At 46.4% G+C, this 15,148-nt stretch carries 14 protein-coding genes; 3 read left to right on the forward strand and 11 right to left on the reverse strand.

Going from position 1 to position 15,148, the window contains the following annotated elements; all coding sequences use genetic code 11:
• Positions 1 to 10: 10 nt before the first annotated feature.
• Positions 11 to 763: a cell division protein ZapD gene (zapD, locus tag ICN49_RS04155; protein ID WP_216166081.1), complete on the forward strand. Its 753-nt coding sequence runs from the start codon at positions 11 to 13 to the stop codon at positions 761 to 763.
• Here zapD and ICN49_RS04160 read toward each other — a convergent pair.
• The 5 genes from ICN49_RS04160 to exaC all read right to left on the reverse strand — a co-directional run bounded on the left by ICN49_RS04160 (position 760) and on the right by exaC (position 5,351).
• Positions 760 to 1,176: an NUDIX domain-containing protein gene (locus ICN49_RS04160; RefSeq protein WP_216166083.1), complete on the reverse strand. Its 417-nt coding sequence runs from the start codon at positions 1,174 to 1,176 to the stop codon at positions 760 to 762. The two genes, zapD and ICN49_RS04160, sit on opposite strands and share 4 nt — an antisense overlap.
• A gap of 11 nt (positions 1,177 to 1,187) precedes the next feature.
• Positions 1,188 to 2,045, reverse strand: a complete 858-nt coding sequence (locus ICN49_RS04165) for an ATP-binding protein (protein WP_216166085.1) — start codon at positions 2,043 to 2,045, stop codon at positions 1,188 to 1,190.
• 26 nt (positions 2,046 to 2,071) lie between these two features.
• The gene (argJ, locus tag ICN49_RS04170; protein ID WP_216166087.1) at positions 2,072 to 3,307 is read right to left on the reverse strand and encodes a bifunctional glutamate N-acetyltransferase/amino-acid acetyltransferase ArgJ; all 1,236 of its coding nucleotides are present in this window, start codon (positions 3,305 to 3,307) and stop codon (positions 2,072 to 2,074) included.
• Between the two features lie 68 nt (positions 3,308 to 3,375).
• Positions 3,376 to 3,753, reverse strand: coding sequence for a DUF779 domain-containing protein (locus ICN49_RS04175; RefSeq protein WP_216166089.1), 378 nt, complete (start codon positions 3,751 to 3,753; stop codon positions 3,376 to 3,378).
• Between the two features lie 77 nt (positions 3,754 to 3,830).
• Positions 3,831 to 5,351 carry an acetaldehyde dehydrogenase ExaC gene (gene exaC, locus ICN49_RS04180; RefSeq protein WP_216166091.1) on the reverse strand — a complete coding sequence of 507 codons (1,521 nt, stop codon included), beginning with the start codon at positions 5,349 to 5,351 and terminating at the stop codon, positions 3,831 to 3,833.
• 244 nt (positions 5,352 to 5,595) lie between these two features.
• Between exaC and ICN49_RS04185 the strand changes: the two genes are divergently transcribed.
• Positions 5,596 to 6,744: a sigma-54-dependent Fis family transcriptional regulator gene (locus ICN49_RS04185; RefSeq protein ID WP_216166093.1), complete on the forward strand. Its 1,149-nt coding sequence runs from the start codon at positions 5,596 to 5,598 to the stop codon at positions 6,742 to 6,744.
• Between the two features lie 31 nt (positions 6,745 to 6,775).
• Here ICN49_RS04185 and secA read toward each other — a convergent pair whose 3' ends face one another.
• Positions 6,776 to 9,541 (reverse strand): preprotein translocase subunit SecA, encoded by a 2,766-nt coding sequence (gene secA, locus ICN49_RS04190; protein ID WP_216166095.1) that lies wholly within the window; start codon positions 9,539 to 9,541, stop codon positions 6,776 to 6,778.
• Positions 9,542 to 9,595: 54 nt separating this feature from the next.
• Between secA and ICN49_RS04195 the strand changes: the two genes are divergently transcribed.
• The gene (locus ICN49_RS04195) at positions 9,596 to 10,099 is read left to right on the forward strand and encodes a hypothetical protein (RefSeq protein WP_216166097.1); all 504 of its coding nucleotides are present in this window, start codon (positions 9,596 to 9,598) and stop codon (positions 10,097 to 10,099) included.
• Positions 10,100 to 10,111: 12 nt separating this feature from the next.
• Here the strand turns inward: ICN49_RS04195 and lpxC are convergent, their stop codons facing one another.
• The 5 genes from lpxC to ICN49_RS04220 form a co-directional block, all read right to left on the reverse strand.
• Complete coding sequence (gene lpxC / locus ICN49_RS04200) at positions 10,112 to 11,026, reverse strand: UDP-3-O-acyl-N-acetylglucosamine deacetylase (protein WP_216166099.1); 915 nt, start codon at positions 11,024 to 11,026, stop codon at positions 10,112 to 10,114.
• A 24-nt stretch (positions 11,027 to 11,050) separates the two neighbouring features.
• Positions 11,051 to 11,551, reverse strand: coding sequence for a peroxiredoxin (locus ICN49_RS04205; protein ID WP_216166100.1), 501 nt, complete (start codon positions 11,549 to 11,551; stop codon positions 11,051 to 11,053).
• 113 nt (positions 11,552 to 11,664) lie between these two features.
• Positions 11,665 to 13,005: a cell division protein FtsZ gene (gene ftsZ / locus ICN49_RS04210; RefSeq protein ID WP_216166102.1), complete on the reverse strand. Its 1,341-nt coding sequence runs from the start codon at positions 13,003 to 13,005 to the stop codon at positions 11,665 to 11,667.
• A 49-nt stretch (positions 13,006 to 13,054) separates the two neighbouring features.
• Positions 13,055 to 14,284 (reverse strand): cell division protein FtsA, encoded by a 1,230-nt coding sequence (gene ftsA / locus ICN49_RS04215; protein WP_216166104.1) that lies wholly within the window; start codon positions 14,282 to 14,284, stop codon positions 13,055 to 13,057.
• Positions 14,281 to 15,147, reverse strand: coding sequence for a cell division protein FtsQ/DivIB (locus ICN49_RS04220; protein ID WP_216861113.1), 867 nt, complete (start codon positions 15,145 to 15,147; stop codon positions 14,281 to 14,283). Before ICN49_RS04220 ends, ftsA begins: the two co-directional genes overlap by 4 nt.
• Position 15,148 lies beyond the last annotated feature (1 nt).

Genomic DNA, 15,148 nt, shown 5'->3' on the forward strand with positions numbered 1-15,148 from the left:
ATATGGGCTTGTGATCGTATACGAATACCCCTTCAATGAATTAGTTCGAAGCATGCTTCGGCTGGAGTATTTATTCGCCCGTTTTAATCACTTTTTGAGGTCTGATGACCCAGAGCTACACCACAACGCTGTCGCTACATTATTTGACTTAGGCGACATCGGGTCACGTGGTGATATCAAATCTCTTTTACTAAAAGAATTTGAGCGTCAAAAATATACGCTCAATGGTTTAAAGTCCTCGCAAAAAGTGGATCAAGAGGCGCTTTCTCAAACGCTTGCAGAAATTGATTCTGCATCTGTCAAGATTAATCAGTCAGTCGGCAGACCTAATGCTGTCATCTCTGAAAGCGAATGGCTCAATGCGATTCGTACGCGTTTAAATATTCCAGGTGGAACCAGTCCAATTGATTTGCCTAGCTACCACGCTTGGAAAAATAGTCCAACAAGTCAACGTCGTGAGTTATTAGAAAATTTTGTCACACCACTTTTGCCATGGCATGAAGCATGTCAAGTATTTCTGAAGCTACTGCGTCAGTCAGGCGAAGCTAAGGAAGTGGTTGCGCATCAAGGATCATTTCAGCAAGCCCCATCAGGCAAGGTTTACCAACTGATGCGCATTGCAGTTGAGGATGATTCCATCTACTCCGAAATCAGTGCAAATAAATATTTGCTATCGATTCGTTTCTTAAAAGCAGATCGCGATAAAAAGGCGCAACTGATAAACGTTGATGTGCCTTTTAGACTGACACTCTGTCAGCTCTAAACTAAAAACTCTTTTAATTTCTCTAGCATTGGCAGGGCTGCAGGCAATAGTGGTCCTACTGTTGGGCCTTTTGCGGAAATCGTCTGCCAAGATAATTGCTGGCCCTCGCAACCTTGAGGTGTCCCCAGCCAATCGCGAATGATGCTGACATGAAGTCTGACATAAGCATGTGGGTAATCGTGTTCAAGGACAGTCAACTCTTCGCTCGATGCAATCTCAATCCCAAGCTCTTCATGTAGCTCACGCTTGAGCGCTTCAAATACAGATTCACCCTGCTCAATCTTGCCTCCGGGGACTTCCCAGTAACCAGCATAAGGCTTGCCCTCTGGCCTCTGGCCTAGCAGATAGCGGCCACCTGAATCTAGCAAGATACCTGCGGCTACTTCTGTAACCGGGCGATTATTTTCATTCATTGGGGGTTGGTCTAGGCGTGTGAACCAGCCCAGTGCTTAGCAAATTGCCAAGCCACACGACCTGAACGTGAGCCACGCTCCAATGCCCAAACTAAGGCTTCTGCACGAGCAGCCTCCACTTGAGCATCATTCAATCCAAAGTGACGCAACCAATGGCCAACGATCCCGAGGTACTCATCTTGTTTTGGCGGATAAAAAGATAGCCACAAACCAAAGCGCTCAGAAAGAGAGATTTTTTCCTCTACGACTTCACCTGGATGGATCTCGCCATCATCGCCATGCACATATGCTTCGTTATCCTTCATATATTCAGGCAATAGATGGCGGCGATTAGAGGTTGCATAAATCAACACGTTGTCGACTTGAGCAGAAACCGATCCGTCCAAGGCGGATTTCATAGCCTTATAACCAGACTCACCGTCCTCAAATGAGAGGTCATCACAAAAGATGATGAAGCGTTCTGGGCGATCTGCCAAGATTTCAGTAATGTCAGCCAAATCAGCCAAATGCTCTTTTTCTACCTCAACCAAGCGCAGACCCTGAGAAGCAAACTCATGCAAACTTGCCTTAATTAAAGAAGACTTTCCTGTGCCCCTGGCACCAGTTAGCAAAATATTATTAGCTGGTTTTTTGAGGATGAAGTTTTTAGTATTGTCACGAATGGCATCGCGTTGGCGATCGATATTCTGCAGATCTTCGAAAGTAATATCGGATATATGCTTAACAGGTTGCAAGAATCCGATGCTGCCAAAGATACTATCGCGGCGGCGCCATCTAAAGGCAGTAGAAGATTTCCACTGCTCTGCTGTTAGTGGTTTTGGTAAAAAAGTCTCGAGATGACTTAATAAGTTTTCTAATTTTTCGTTCATTTGTTTTTGTGTTTTGCCCTGCGTTCTTACGAACGGTAATCGGCATTAATAGAAACATACTCATGGGATAGGTCGCAAGTCCACATAGTTTGAGATGCTGAACCGCGACCCAAATCGATCTTGACGGTAATTTCCGCTTCTTTCATCACCCGTTGGCCATCGGCCTCCTGGTAACTAGGATTGCGGCCGCCATCCTTAGCAACCCAAACATCCCCAAGCCACATCTGAACTCGACTAACATCCAGATCAACGATGCCCGCATAACCAATTGCCGCCAAGATGCGACCTAAATTAGGGTCGCTAGCAAAGAAAGCCGTCTTGACCAAAGGCGAATGCGCCACTGCTTTCGCTACCAAGCGGCATTCTTCAGGAGTCTTGCCTCCAAGTACTTCAATGGTCATAAATTTAGTAGCGCCCTCGCCATCGCGCACAATCATTTGCGCCAGCTTTCGGGCCAATGTAATGAGCGCATCACGAACTACTCCATAACTAGGGTCGGCAATCGAGGCAATCTGTACTGCTGACTGCCCAGTCGCCATGATGATGAATGAGTCGTTGGTTGAAGTATCGCCATCAATCGTGATGGCATTAAATGACAGGTCAGCAATTTCACAGGTGAGATTACCCAACAAGCCAGGTGCAAAACCAGCATCAGTAGCAATAAAACCAAGCATAGTAGCCATGTTTGGATGAATCATGCCAGCGCCCTTGCAGATCCCAGTAATGACAACTGGACCCGCTGGAGTCTGCACCGTTACCGATGTTGCCTTGGGTTGCGTATCCGTGGTCATGATGGCTTCCGCCGCATCAAACCAATGGTCTTCACCCAAATTAGCGACAGCAGCTGGAAGCGCAGAAATAATTTTTCCAATTGGCAAAGGCTCCAGAATGACACCCGTAGAGAATGGCAGAATCTGAGCAGGATGAAGTTTGAGATCCTTAGCTAGGGCGTCACACGTTTCCAAGGCATGCTTCATACCTTCTTCACCTGTCCCTGCATTGGCATTACCAGTATTGACCACCAGCGCACGGATTTCTCCATTGCGTCCATCTTGTGCCAAGTGTTCGCGGCAAACCTGAACTGGGGCTGCACAGAATCGATTGAGCGTAAATACACCGGCCACTTGAGATCCAGGCGCTAAAGTCATCACCAATAAATCTTTGCGATTGGCCTTCTTAATGCCGGCCTGCGCAATACCCATCTGAAAACCCTTCACAGGCTTGAGTTGGTCTTTTTGGGGGAGTGGGAGGTTAACTGTCATGATCCGACAATTGTAGAGGGGAATTTTAGGGATGTCAGAGGAAGCTCAACCCCAGCAGCGGCTACGTTCTAAGCTAGATCGGCCAATACCTGGGCCTCAATTGAACTCCATTCAGCATCAGTAAAGAGGCGTGAGCGGGTATGAAAAGCTTTGCCAGTCGAACCCTCAAGAGAAAAGGTTCCGCCCTGCCCTTCGATCACATCCAAAATCAGCTGGGTATGCTTCCAGTACTCATATTGCAATTTGCCAATATAAAACGGCACGCCTCCGACCTCGCCCAACTTGACGTCATATTTACCAATCGTTAAATCGGTTGGTAAATAGCAATTAGCAGCGCTGTTATCACAGCACCCACCAGATTGATGAAACATGATTTCACCATGCTCAGTCTTGAGTTGGTCAATCAGAGCAAGCGCCTCATCAGTAGCAATAACGCGTTCAACCATATCCGTTTCCTATCACTCCTACTAGAGCAAAAAAGGGCGGATCGCTCCACCCTTTGATTTAGCAACCAACCTCCTAATCAGAAGAATCCTAGCTTGCTCTCACTGTAGCTGACTAATAAGTTTTTAGTTTGCTGGTAGTGATCGAGCATGACTTTATGGGTCTCTCTACCAATGCCAGATTCTTTGTAGCCACCAAAGGCTGCATGAGCAGGATAGGCATGGTAGCAATTCGTCCAAACGCGACCGGCCTTAATTGCACGACCCATACGATAAGCGACATTGCCATTGCGACTCCATATGCCAGCACCCAAGCCATAAAGTGTGTCATTCGCAATTTCTAAAGCTTCTGCTTCATCTTTAAAAGTCGTTACTGCTAGGACTGGCCCAAAAATTTCTTCTTGGAAAATACGCATCCTATTATTACCCTTGAACATCGTTGGCTGAACATAGTAGCCGCCCTCAAGGTCGCCACCTAAATTAGCTTGTCCACCGCCAATCAATACCTCTGCTCCCTCTTGTTTGCCAATATCTAAGTAAGAAAGAATTTTTGTCAGTTGCTCTTTAGAGGCTTGTGCACCCATCATGCTATCGGTATCTAGTGGGTTCATATGCTTAATTGCAGCAACCCGTTTGAGTACCTTCTCCATGAACTTGTCATAAATACTTTCTTGGATCAGCGCTCTAGATGGGCAAGTACAAACTTCGCCTTGATTAAATGCGAATAGAACCAAACCTTCAATTGCCTTGTCCAAGAAACCATCATCTTTATCCATGACATCTGCAAAGAAGATATTTGGGGATTTTCCGCCTAACTCTAGGGTGGCTGGAATCAAGTTGTTCGCCGCAGCTTGAGCAATGACTCGACCAGTAGACGTAGACCCAGTAAAGGCAATCTTTGCAATACGCTTGCTGGTGGCTAATGGCATCCCGGCTTCACGACCATAACCATTGACGATGTTCAGAACGCCAGCAGGCACTATATCGGCAATCAGCTCAGCTAATATCAAAATAGAGATTGGCGTAGATTCTGCTGGTTTGAGAACAACACAATTACCAGCTGCAATGGCTGGAGCTAACTTCCAAGCGGCCATCAAAATGGGGAAATTCCAAGGAATAATCTGACCAACTACACCCAAAGGCTCATGGTAATGATAAGCAACGGTGCTCTCGTCGATTTGAGATAAGGCTCCCTCTTGAGCGCGGATGCAACCTGCAAAATAACGGAAGTGATCGACTGTAAGGGGGATATCTGCGTTGAGGGTTTCACGAATGGCCTTGCCGTTATCAACAGTCTCAGCATAAGCAAGCAACTCTAAGTTTGCCTCAATGCGATCAGCAATTTTTAACAAGATATTCGCGCGATCTGCGGCTGCTGTTTTGCCCCAAGCATCAGCTGCTTTGTGGGCTGCATCTAAAGCTAAATCGATATCCTCAGCCCCTGAGCGAGCGGCCTTTGTGTATACCTTGCCACTAATTGGGGTAATCACGTCAAAGTACTGACCCTTCACTGGCGCAGTCCATTTGCCACCAATGAAGTTGTCATACTGAGATTTATATTGAATTTTTGCGCCTGAGGCGCCTGGAGCAGCGTAGATCAAGATTTTCTCCTATAAGTGTTCTATCAAAATGCCTCTTTTCTCTTTCGATAAATGGCAATAGAGTGGAATTTCTTACAAGCAGAAAATTTAAGCAATCGGATGCACTGCAGCAAATTTTTAAAAATTCAAAAATGCCAAAAAACAAGGGTATTTCCTGATCAATGAAATAAGCAAGTGTTCATTTATGTGACAACCTAGCGGTATAAATTAACCGCGATAGACTTAACCCAATAGTGAACTCAAAATGAAAGTTTCCAATCTCCGTGATATCCGAAGAAGCTGGCTTCTTCACGGGGATGCGCCTGCGGATAGCTTGCAATCCCAATTAGGGTTAACGGTTTTCCGATCTTGGCAAAGATGCTTACAGTCTGGTCTGGAAGCATTTCAAAAGCGGTTGCCGGACAACATTCTCAGCGGGCAAATCTTGCAGTCCCGCATTGATCAAAGACGCGATTTAATTGCCGTGGCTAAACCAACCATGAACTATTTACACGGGTTAATGTCTGGTAGTGGTGGGGTGATTATTTTGTCGGATCATCAAGGTGTCATTGTTCACTCTGTTGGAGATCCGCAATTTGTATCTAAAGCTGATCGGGTATTGCTCAAGACGGGAGCCTCGTGGCAAGAAAAACACCGGGGAACGAACGCTATTGGCACTGCCTTGGTTGAGCGAACCGCAGTTTCCATTAATGGGTCTGAGCATTTTTTAGAAAACAATGGTTTTTTAAGCTGCACTGCGGCGCCCATCTTTGCGCCCGATGGAAAAATCAGTGGCGTTTTAGATATCTCCACAGATAAGAGTGCTTATCACCCGCATACCATTGGCCTAGTCAAAGCAACCGTTCATTCTCTAGAGAAGCAATTGTTTTACTCTAATGAGTCTCAATACGCTCTCATACTTAAAATACACAGCAGCCCAGAAGGCTTAGGTTCGATGGGGGAAGGTCTCATTGGGCTTCATGAAGATGGCACCATTGCTGGAGCTGACCGTGCCGCCCTTACTTTTATAGAAATCAATGCGCTCGACATTGGAGCAGTAAAGATTCTGCAACTCTTGGATACTTCCTTAGATCGTATATTTGACTACGCGAAAAAAGATCAAGGTAAGGTCTATGAATTCAGAACCCACTCTGCCAAATCTTTATTTTTGAAAATATCCTTGGGCCAATCTTATAGGCGTTCTTCTCACACTGAGGACTTGGGTGTAGCAGTGGATTTATCTGTCGATCTTGTAGAAGCTTCTCCCCATGAAGAATTTGAATCAGGGGCTCTAAAGCAATTTTCTAGAATTGCTATTCAGAAAACATTAGAGAAGACGAATGGTAATGTCAGTCTTGCAGCAAAACTTTTAAGAATTAGCAGAAATACTTTATATCGACATCTGAAGAACTAGTCAGAAAGAGGAAATCTGCCTCTCATCCCAGTTAAGCCAAGGCACCGCAGCAGTTCTTATATTTCTTACCGCTACCGCAAGTACATGGATCGTTACGGCCAACCTTTGGTCCAGCTCGAACTGGCGCAGGCGAAATGTCAATGGCTGCACCACGATCACCGGTTGAGCCAGCTACCTCTTTATCAGGATCAGCGTGTTGATATTGAACATCCGAAATCTTGGCCAAATCTTCATTCATAGCCTCAGCAGCTTCATCGAGTTCACTGGCACTACGAATCTGGACAGTCATGATGCTTTTCACAACATCATTCTTAATCACATTCAATAACTCACCATATAGCTCAAATGCTTCACGGCGATATTCTTGTTTTGGATCTTTCTGAGCATAACCACGCAAATGGATACCTTGACGTAAATGATCCAATGCAGCCAAATGCTCACGCCAATGACTATCTAAGCTATACAAAAGCACAGAGCGCTCAAACCCAGCAAAAGACTCGCGTCCAGAAAGTTCAACCTTAGCGTCGTAAGCCTCTTTTGCGGCCTGCAGAACCCGTTCTACGATTTCTGAATCCTCTACTGATGCAGCGGCTTCGACCCAATTTTTGAGATCAACTGTCAGACCCCAATCACTTGCAAGCGCATTTTCTAAACCGACTAAATCCCACTGCTCTTCCATGGATTCCAGTGGAACATAGAGCGAACAAATTGTGCGCAGAACATCTTCACGCAAGTTGGCAATCAAATCACCAACATCTTTACTCTCTAATACTTCATTTCTTAAGCGGTACGTTTCTTTGCGTTGATCATTCGCTACGTCGTCATACTCCAACAACTGCTTACGAATATCAAAGTTACGGCCCTCGACCTTGCGCTGTGCAGACTCAATGGATCGCGTCACCATGCCTGCTTCGATCGGCTCACCATCTGGCATCTTCAAACGTTCCATCACAGCGCGTAAACGATCGCCGGCAAAAATACGCAGTAGTGGATCATCCAAAGAAAGATAAAAACGGGATGAGCCTGGATCGCCTTGACGACCGGAACGACCTCTTAATTGATTATCGATACGGCGACTCTCGTGGCGCTCAGTACCAATAATATGTAGACCGCCAGCTGCTAAAACCTGATCGTGCAGACCCTGCCACTCGTCCTGTAAAGTTTTAATCTTGTCGGCCTTATCTGCATCTGAAATTGCTTCATCAGCCTCAAGCAAAGAAGACTGCTTGACAACGTTTCCGCCCAATACGATATCTGTTCCACGGCCAGCCATATTGGTGGCAATCGTAATCATCTTTGGTCGACCCGCTTGAGCAATGATTTCTGCTTCGCGTTCATGTTGTTTTGCATTTAATACCTGATGCGGCAATGTACGCTTATCTAGCAAGCCAGAAATCAACTCTGAATTTTCAATCGAGGTGGTGCCAACCAAGACTGGTTGACCACGTTGATAGCAATCTTCAATATCTTTAATCACAGCGTCATAACGCTCGCGCGAAGACTTATAGATCTGATCTTGCTTGTCTTTTCTTTGGCTCAGACGGTTTGGAGGAATCACTACCGTCTCAAGGTTATAAATTTCCTTGAACTCGTAAGCCTCAGTATCAGCAGTACCAGTCATACCAGACAGCTTGCCGTACATGCGGAAATAATTCTGGAAAGTAATGGTTGCTAAGGTTTGATTCTCATTCTGAATCGGCACACCTTCTTTAGCTTCAACCGCTTGATGCAAACCATCTGACCAGCGACGACCTTGCATGAGTCGTCCAGTGAACTCATCAACAATAATGACTTCTTTATTTTGAACGACATACTGTTGGTCGCGGTGATACAAAGAATGTGCACGCAAAGCTGCGTACACGTGATGCATCAAAGTAATATTTTGTGGTGCATATAAAGAGTCACCATCATTTAATGCGCCCAACTGCACTAATATCGTCTCAGCTTTATCGTGACCTTGTTCAGTCAAATACACCTGCTGTGATTTTTCATCGACCCAATAGTCGCCAGCTTTTATCACACCAGTACCATCGGCCTTCTCTTCGCCAATTTGTAGCTCTAAGTAGGATGGCAATGCATTGATCTTGATATATAGATCGGTGTGATCTTCAGCCTGCCCAGAAATAATGAGTGGCGTACGCGCTTCATCAATCAGAATCGAATCGACCTCGTCAACGATGGCATAAGCTAAACCACGCTGAACGCGCTGATCTAAATCCTGCACCATGTTATCGCGCAGGTAGTCAAAACCAAATTCGTTATTGGTGCCGTAGGTGATGTCAGCAGCATAAGCGGCTTGCTTGGTTGTGTGATCCATCTGAGAGAGATTCACGCCAACCTTCATGCCCAAGAAGTTATAAAGCTTGGACATCCACTCAGCATCGCGCTGAGCCAAGTAATCGTTTACGGTGACAACGTGAACGCCCTTACCTGTTAAAGCATTTAAATAAACTGGGAGCGTAGCGGTCAACGTTTTACCTTCGCCAGTTCCCATTTCTGCAATCTTGCCTTGGTGAAGAGCAAGAGCACCCATAATCTGCGCATCAAAATGACGCATCTTCATCGCTCGTGTACTAGCCTCGCGCACGACCGCAAAAGCCTCAGGCGCAATGTCATCCAGCGCTTCGCCAGCACTCAAGCGTGACTTGAATTCAGCGGTTTTCGCTTGAAGGGCGGCATCATCCAAAGTCTGCAGGCTAGCTTCGAAAGCATTAACCTTAGCAACGACTTTGCGATACTGTTTTAAGAGGCGGTCGTTACGACTGCCGACCAGGGTTTTAAGAAGACCGATTACCATGGGATATTGAAGAAAATGTAGTCCTTGAGTTTATCACCCGCACCCTCTTTTTTTATGAACTTTGCCCCTAAGCCCTCCCGTAACAAGGTAGCCCATGAATGGCTCGATTACCTACGAGACTCAGACGGTCTTGGGGGGATCCTTGCCAAGACAGAAGATCTAGCCAAACTCAAGGCCAGCCTTAACCTTGCATTAATCGAGCTTGAGCTCGGGCATCTGGCATCTAAAATTGAGGCTGGGTGGCGTACCAATGGCCAAAATGAGCTCTTTTTGCTAGTGGGCAGTGCCAGCATTGCCAGCCGTCTTCAGCAAGTTTTACCTAGCTTAATCAATGAGTTAGCTAAAAAAGGTTATGCTTGCAGTGCCATCAAGGTTCGCTTAAAGCCCGCCACCCCCACTTGGGAAGTGAAGCCTAGGGATGGCGATAAAAATAGTAGGCCACGTGGCTTTAATCAAGTCGCAAGAAGTTCTTGGGAAGGTCTGCTGGATAAATTGGCGCCTGATTCAGACTTACGCAAAGCGGTCGAACGATTACTTCAAAGCAAACCCAAACAGTAAGAAAGAAGCCCTTTAGAAAAAGAGGGGCTGACTTTCTTGGGAATAAGCCTGCGGAGCTTTATTTTCAGAAAAAGAGCTGATTTCGTAGGCACTTGGATCTTCCAGGAGCTTACGTAAGAGCGCATTATTTAAGGCATGGCCTGATTTCACAGCCACATACGCGCCAACAATGGGATGCCCAACTAAGTAGAGATCACCAATCGCGTCTAGGATTTTGTGACGCACAAACTCATCTTCGTAGCGCAGTTCTTCGTTGTTTAAGATACGGTGCTCATCCAACACAATGGCGTTATCCAAACTACCGCCTCGCGCTAAACCCATCTCTCGCAAAGCCTCAACTTCATGAGCAAAACCAAAAGTGCGGGCGCGCCCAATTTCACTGCGATAGGCATGCTCAGCAAAATCCACAACAAAACGTTGGCCTGTTTTATCCACTGCTGGATGTTTAAAGTCGATTGTGAAATCCAACTTAAATCCGAAGAATGGTTCGAGACGCGCAAGCTTATCGCCCTCACGAACCTCGATCGGTTTTTTAATCACAACAAATTGACGTGGTGCATTTTGTTCTGCAATGCCAGCAGACTCAATTAAAAATAAGAATGAAGCGGCGCTTCCATCCATGATGGGAACTTCTTCACCATCCAACTCAATCAACAAATTATCCAGGCCTAAGCCTGCGCACGCTGAGAGCAAATGCTCAACCGTTGATATGCGCACACCATCTTTTTGTATTACGGATGCCAAGCGGGTATCGCATACAGCCAGAGCAGTGGCCGGAACGACCGATTGCTCTGGAGTATCAACTCGCACAAACTGAACTCCTGAATTTACTGGCGCAGGCTTAATCGATATCGTTACCTTGCGCCCTGAGTGCAAGCCAATCCCCACGGTTTTCACCGGAGTAGCGATTGTGCGTTGCTTCATCATCAGTTTATAAATTCAGGAGAGTAATTACAGCTTTTTCAATATAGAAGCAGCATCACTCACTTCAAACTTACCTGGAGCTTCACGGTCTAAAGTTTTTACTACGCCATCTTCAACAATCATGGCATAGCGGTCTGAACGAACACCCAAGCCACGCGCAGTTAAATCAAGTTCAATACCCATCTTCTTTGTGAACTCAGCACTACCGTCGCCCAACATGCGGATCTTCTTGCCTACCTTTAGATCACGGCCCCAAGCACCCATAACAAACGGGTCATTTACAGAGATGCACCAAATTTCATCAACACCTTTGGCTTTAATAGCATCGAAGTGCTCAACGTAACCAGGAACATGCTTTGCAGAACAAGTAGGTGTAAATGCACCAGGCAATGCAAAGATCACAATTTTTTTACCGGCAGTTTCTTTTTCAACTTCAAAAGCATTTGGTCCGATAGCGCAACCCTCAGTCGCTTCGTCATAAAACTCGTAGAGAGTAGCGTTTGGTAATTTTTGTCCGACTGCAATCATGGGATCTCCAATGAAATAGTTGTTAGTAAGTATGCCAACGCTAGCGCGGGATTCGTCGTCCGGAGGGGCGCCGCGCTGGCATTTCGCAACTATCTATTGTATTGAGCAGTTTATTAATCTGCTTGTTTACGTAAAAAGGCTGGAATCTCGTAATAATCAGCCCCTTTGTCCAGCATGGTCTTTGCCTGTGGAGAGCTATCTGCACCTAATGTAGGGGCAGGTGTAGCCTCACGCGAACTACGGAATACTCTTGGCAAGTCATATTGGCTGTAATCAACACCGCTTGGAGCTGGCTGAGCTGCCACTGAAGGCATACCGCCAGAACCAGTCAAGGCCATGCCTGCGCTGGCGCTTAATGCTGAGTCCAAGCCAGCTTTACTCATCGCAGCAGATGGGCTTGCTGGAGCAAAGCTATTGAGGTCAGCCATCGTTGGCATTGCATCATGAGTACCCGTTGCTTGTCTCCAAACCACTTCTGGCTGACTATTCTGACGAGCCTGAGGGTTATTTAGACCAGTAGCAACCACGGTTACGCGTAAAGCATCGCCCAAACTGTCGTCATACACGGTACCAAAGATCACAGTCGCATCATCAGCAGCATAACCACGGATTGCAGCCATCACTTCGCGAGTTTCTGACAATTTCAACGAGCGGCTTGCGGTAATGTTTACCAATACGCCACGGGCGCCAGAAAGATCAACACCTTCAAGCAATGGGGAGGCAACTGCAGCTTCAGCAGCTAAGCGCGCACGATCCATGCCAGAAACAGTTGCCGTTCCCATCATGGCTTTACCTTGTTCGCCCATGACTGTCTTCACATCTTCAAAGTCGACGTTGATCAAGCCTTGAACATTAATGATTTCTGCAATGCCAGAAACTGCATTGTGTAAAACGTCATCAGCACAAGCAAAGGCTTTATCAAACTCAGCATCTTCACCCATCACTTCAAATAGTTTTTCATTGAGAACAACGATGAGCGAGTCAACATAACTCTCTAATTCAGCGGCGCCATTTTCAGCAACCTTCAAGCGCTTCACGCCCTCGAAATCAAATGGCTTACTGATAACGCCAACCGTCAAGATGCCCATTTCTTTGGCAACTTGGGCAACGATTGGAGCTGCACCAGTTCCAGTGCCACCACCCATACCAGCAGTAATGAACACCATATGCGCGCCTTGCAAAGTATCCGCAATACGTGCACGCGCTTCTTCCGCAGCGGCCGCACCGATTTCTGGCTTAGCGCCAGCTCCCAGCCCGCTAGAGCCTAGTTGCAAATTCACAGATGCCTCAGAACGCTGTAAAGCGCCAGCATCGGTGTTCATGCAAATAAACTCTACGCCGTTTACACCGCGTTTAATCATATGCTGGACAGCATTGCCACCAGCGCCACCGACTCCAACCACTTTAATGATGGTTTTCCCGGCTGTTTCTTGATCTAACATTTCAAATTCCATATACCCTCCTAGGTAAAAAACGAACTACGTTGACGACGACGAAAAAAACTTAAAAATTTCCTGCAAACCATTCCTTCATACGTGACATCACACCCTGGAAAGGACCAGATTGAGACACACGACGACCGCGCAATAACTGCGCTTGACCTTCCATCAACAAGCCAATGCTGGTTGAAAATCTTGGGCTACGTAATACTTCATGCAGATGGCCGCGATACTCTGGGGTACCGATGCGCGCAGGACGTAAAAATACTTGCTCTGCAAGCTCAACCATTCCAGGCATCAAGGCTGTACCACCCGTTAAGACGATTCCTGAAGAAACCATGTCTTCATATCCGGAGTCCCGAACCACGCCTCTGACTAACGTGAACAACTCTTCAACACGCGGCTCGATCACTGCTGATAAAGCCTGTTTCGACATTGGGCGTGGCTCACGGTCGCCAACGCCAGGCACATCGATCATGGCAGTAGGGTCAGCCATATCTTGGCGCGCAATGCCGTATTGAATTTTCAAATCTTCCGCATCAATGGTTGGGGTACGCAATGCCATAGCAATGTCATTAGTGATTTGATCGCCAGCAATCGGGATCACTGCTGTATGACGAATAGATCCTTGGCAATAAATGGCAATGTCGGTTGTTCCGCCACCGATATCGACCAATACAACACCAAGCTCTTTTTCATCTTCAGTTAAGACCGCCAAGCTAGACGCCAATGGCTGCAAAATCAAATCATTTACCTCAAGGCCGCAACGGCGTACGCACTTCACAATATTTTGTGCGGCGCTCACAGCGCCAGTAACGATATGCACTTTTACCTCAAGACGTAAACCACTCATACCAATGGGTTCACGCACATCTTCTTGTCCATCAATAATGAATTCCTGCACGAGGATATGCAAAATTTGTTGGTCGGTCGGAATATTGATTGCCTTGGCAGTCTCCAATACGCGCTCTACGTCGCCAGCACTGACTTCTTTATCCCGAATAGCAACCATACCGCTAGAGTTAAAGCTCACAATATGATTACCAGCAATGCCAGTAAATACTTGGGCAATCTGACGATCAGCCATCACTTCAGCCTCTTCCAGTGCTTTCTGAATAGACTGAACAGTCGCCTCAATATTGACCACGACACCCTTCTTTAATCCTTTGGATGCAGTCTGGCCAACGCCAACCACATTGAATTGACCATCTGCTGCCAACTCAGCAACCAAGGCAACCACCTTGGAAGTGCCAATATCTAATCCCACTAATAAATCGCGGTTGTCTTTACTCATTGCTTACGCTCACTTTTTTTATCATCGACTTCATTCTTCTTAATGCTTGCAGAGGCGAGATGAACTGCAAAACCATTGGCATAACGCAAGTCCACAGCATCAACTCGGTTAGCCCATCTTTCTTGAACTTGTGGCCAGTACTTAAAGAGACGCGATACGCGTTCCTCTGTAAGCGTTTTATCGGAGCTCTCTTCATCCCGACCAAACTCCAATTTCATACCATTGGATAACTTCACATGCCATGCATATCGATCTGACAGGGTTAAGCTCTTTACTTCGGCATCCCATGGTTTAAACCAGGCATTGGCTTTTTCATAGAGACGCATCACTTCCTTGCCTGCATCATCTGGCCCATTGAAATCAACTAACTTAGTGTCGTCCGGTACATCTGCTACTCGACCACTAAAAATTTCTCCATAGTTATTCATGAGTTTTTGGCTATCAGCACCATCCCAGGTAGCAAATGCCTTTTGCTCTTCAATGCTGACTACTAAACCATTGGGCCAAACTCGCCGAACATTGGCATGACGAACCCAAGGGAGCGACTCAAAACCACGCTTCACATCTTCTAATCTGACGCTAAAGAAGTTGCCTTGAACTGTTTCTAAAACCTGCTGCTTCACAGTGGGCTTATTGATGTGTTTTAAGGTTTGACCTGCAACAGGCTCAATCACCACTTGACGCAAAGTAAATACAGGTCGCTGGCTTAACCACACTAAAATTCCGACGAGCATCATGATGGCAAAGCAACGCATCAAAAAGCGACTTACCTTCTGCATACGATCCGAATGATTCCATAGGGGCGCCATGATGAAGGCGCATGTATCACCAAACCAGTTCAAGATAGCGCCGATGGTATGCATG

Origin of the sequence: Polynucleobacter finlandensis (assembly GCF_018881755.1) — a bacterium.
Lineage (GTDB): Bacteria > Pseudomonadota > Gammaproteobacteria > Burkholderiales > Burkholderiaceae > Polynucleobacter > Polynucleobacter finlandensis.

Coding starts and splice junctions, on each gene's coding strand:
- ICN49_RS04220 (WP_216861113.1), bottom strand. CDS start 15,147: ATGCATACCATCGGCGCTATCTTGAACTGGTTTGGTGATACATGCGCC.
- secA (WP_216166095.1), bottom strand. CDS start 9,541: ATGGTAATCGGTCTTCTTAAAACCCTGGTCGGCAGTCGTAACGACCGC.
- ICN49_RS04205 (WP_216166100.1), bottom strand. CDS start 11,551: ATGATTGCAGTCGGACAAAAATTACCAAACGCTACTCTCTACGAGTTT.
- ICN49_RS04175 (WP_216166089.1), bottom strand. CDS start 3,753: ATGGTTGAACGCGTTATTGCTACTGATGAGGCGCTTGCTCTGATTGAC.
- ICN49_RS04195 (WP_216166097.1), top strand. CDS start 9,596: ATGAACTTTGCCCCTAAGCCCTCCCGTAACAAGGTAGCCCATGAATGG.
- ICN49_RS04185 (WP_216166093.1), top strand. CDS start 5,596: ATGAAAGTTTCCAATCTCCGTGATATCCGAAGAAGCTGGCTTCTTCAC.
- argJ (WP_216166087.1), bottom strand. CDS start 3,307: ATGACAGTTAACCTCCCACTCCCCCAAAAAGACCAACTCAAGCCTGTG.
- ICN49_RS04165 (WP_216166085.1), bottom strand. CDS start 2,045: ATGAACGAAAAATTAGAAAACTTATTAAGTCATCTCGAGACTTTTTTA.
- ICN49_RS04160 (WP_216166083.1), bottom strand. CDS start 1,176: ATGAATGAAAATAATCGCCCGGTTACAGAAGTAGCCGCAGGTATCTTG.
- ftsZ (WP_216166102.1), bottom strand. CDS start 13,005: ATGGAATTTGAAATGTTAGATCAAGAAACAGCCGGGAAAACCATCATT.
- lpxC (WP_216166099.1), bottom strand. CDS start 11,026: ATGATGAAGCAACGCACAATCGCTACTCCGGTGAAAACCGTGGGGATT.
- ftsA (WP_216166104.1), bottom strand. CDS start 14,284: ATGAGTAAAGACAACCGCGATTTATTAGTGGGATTAGATATTGGCACT.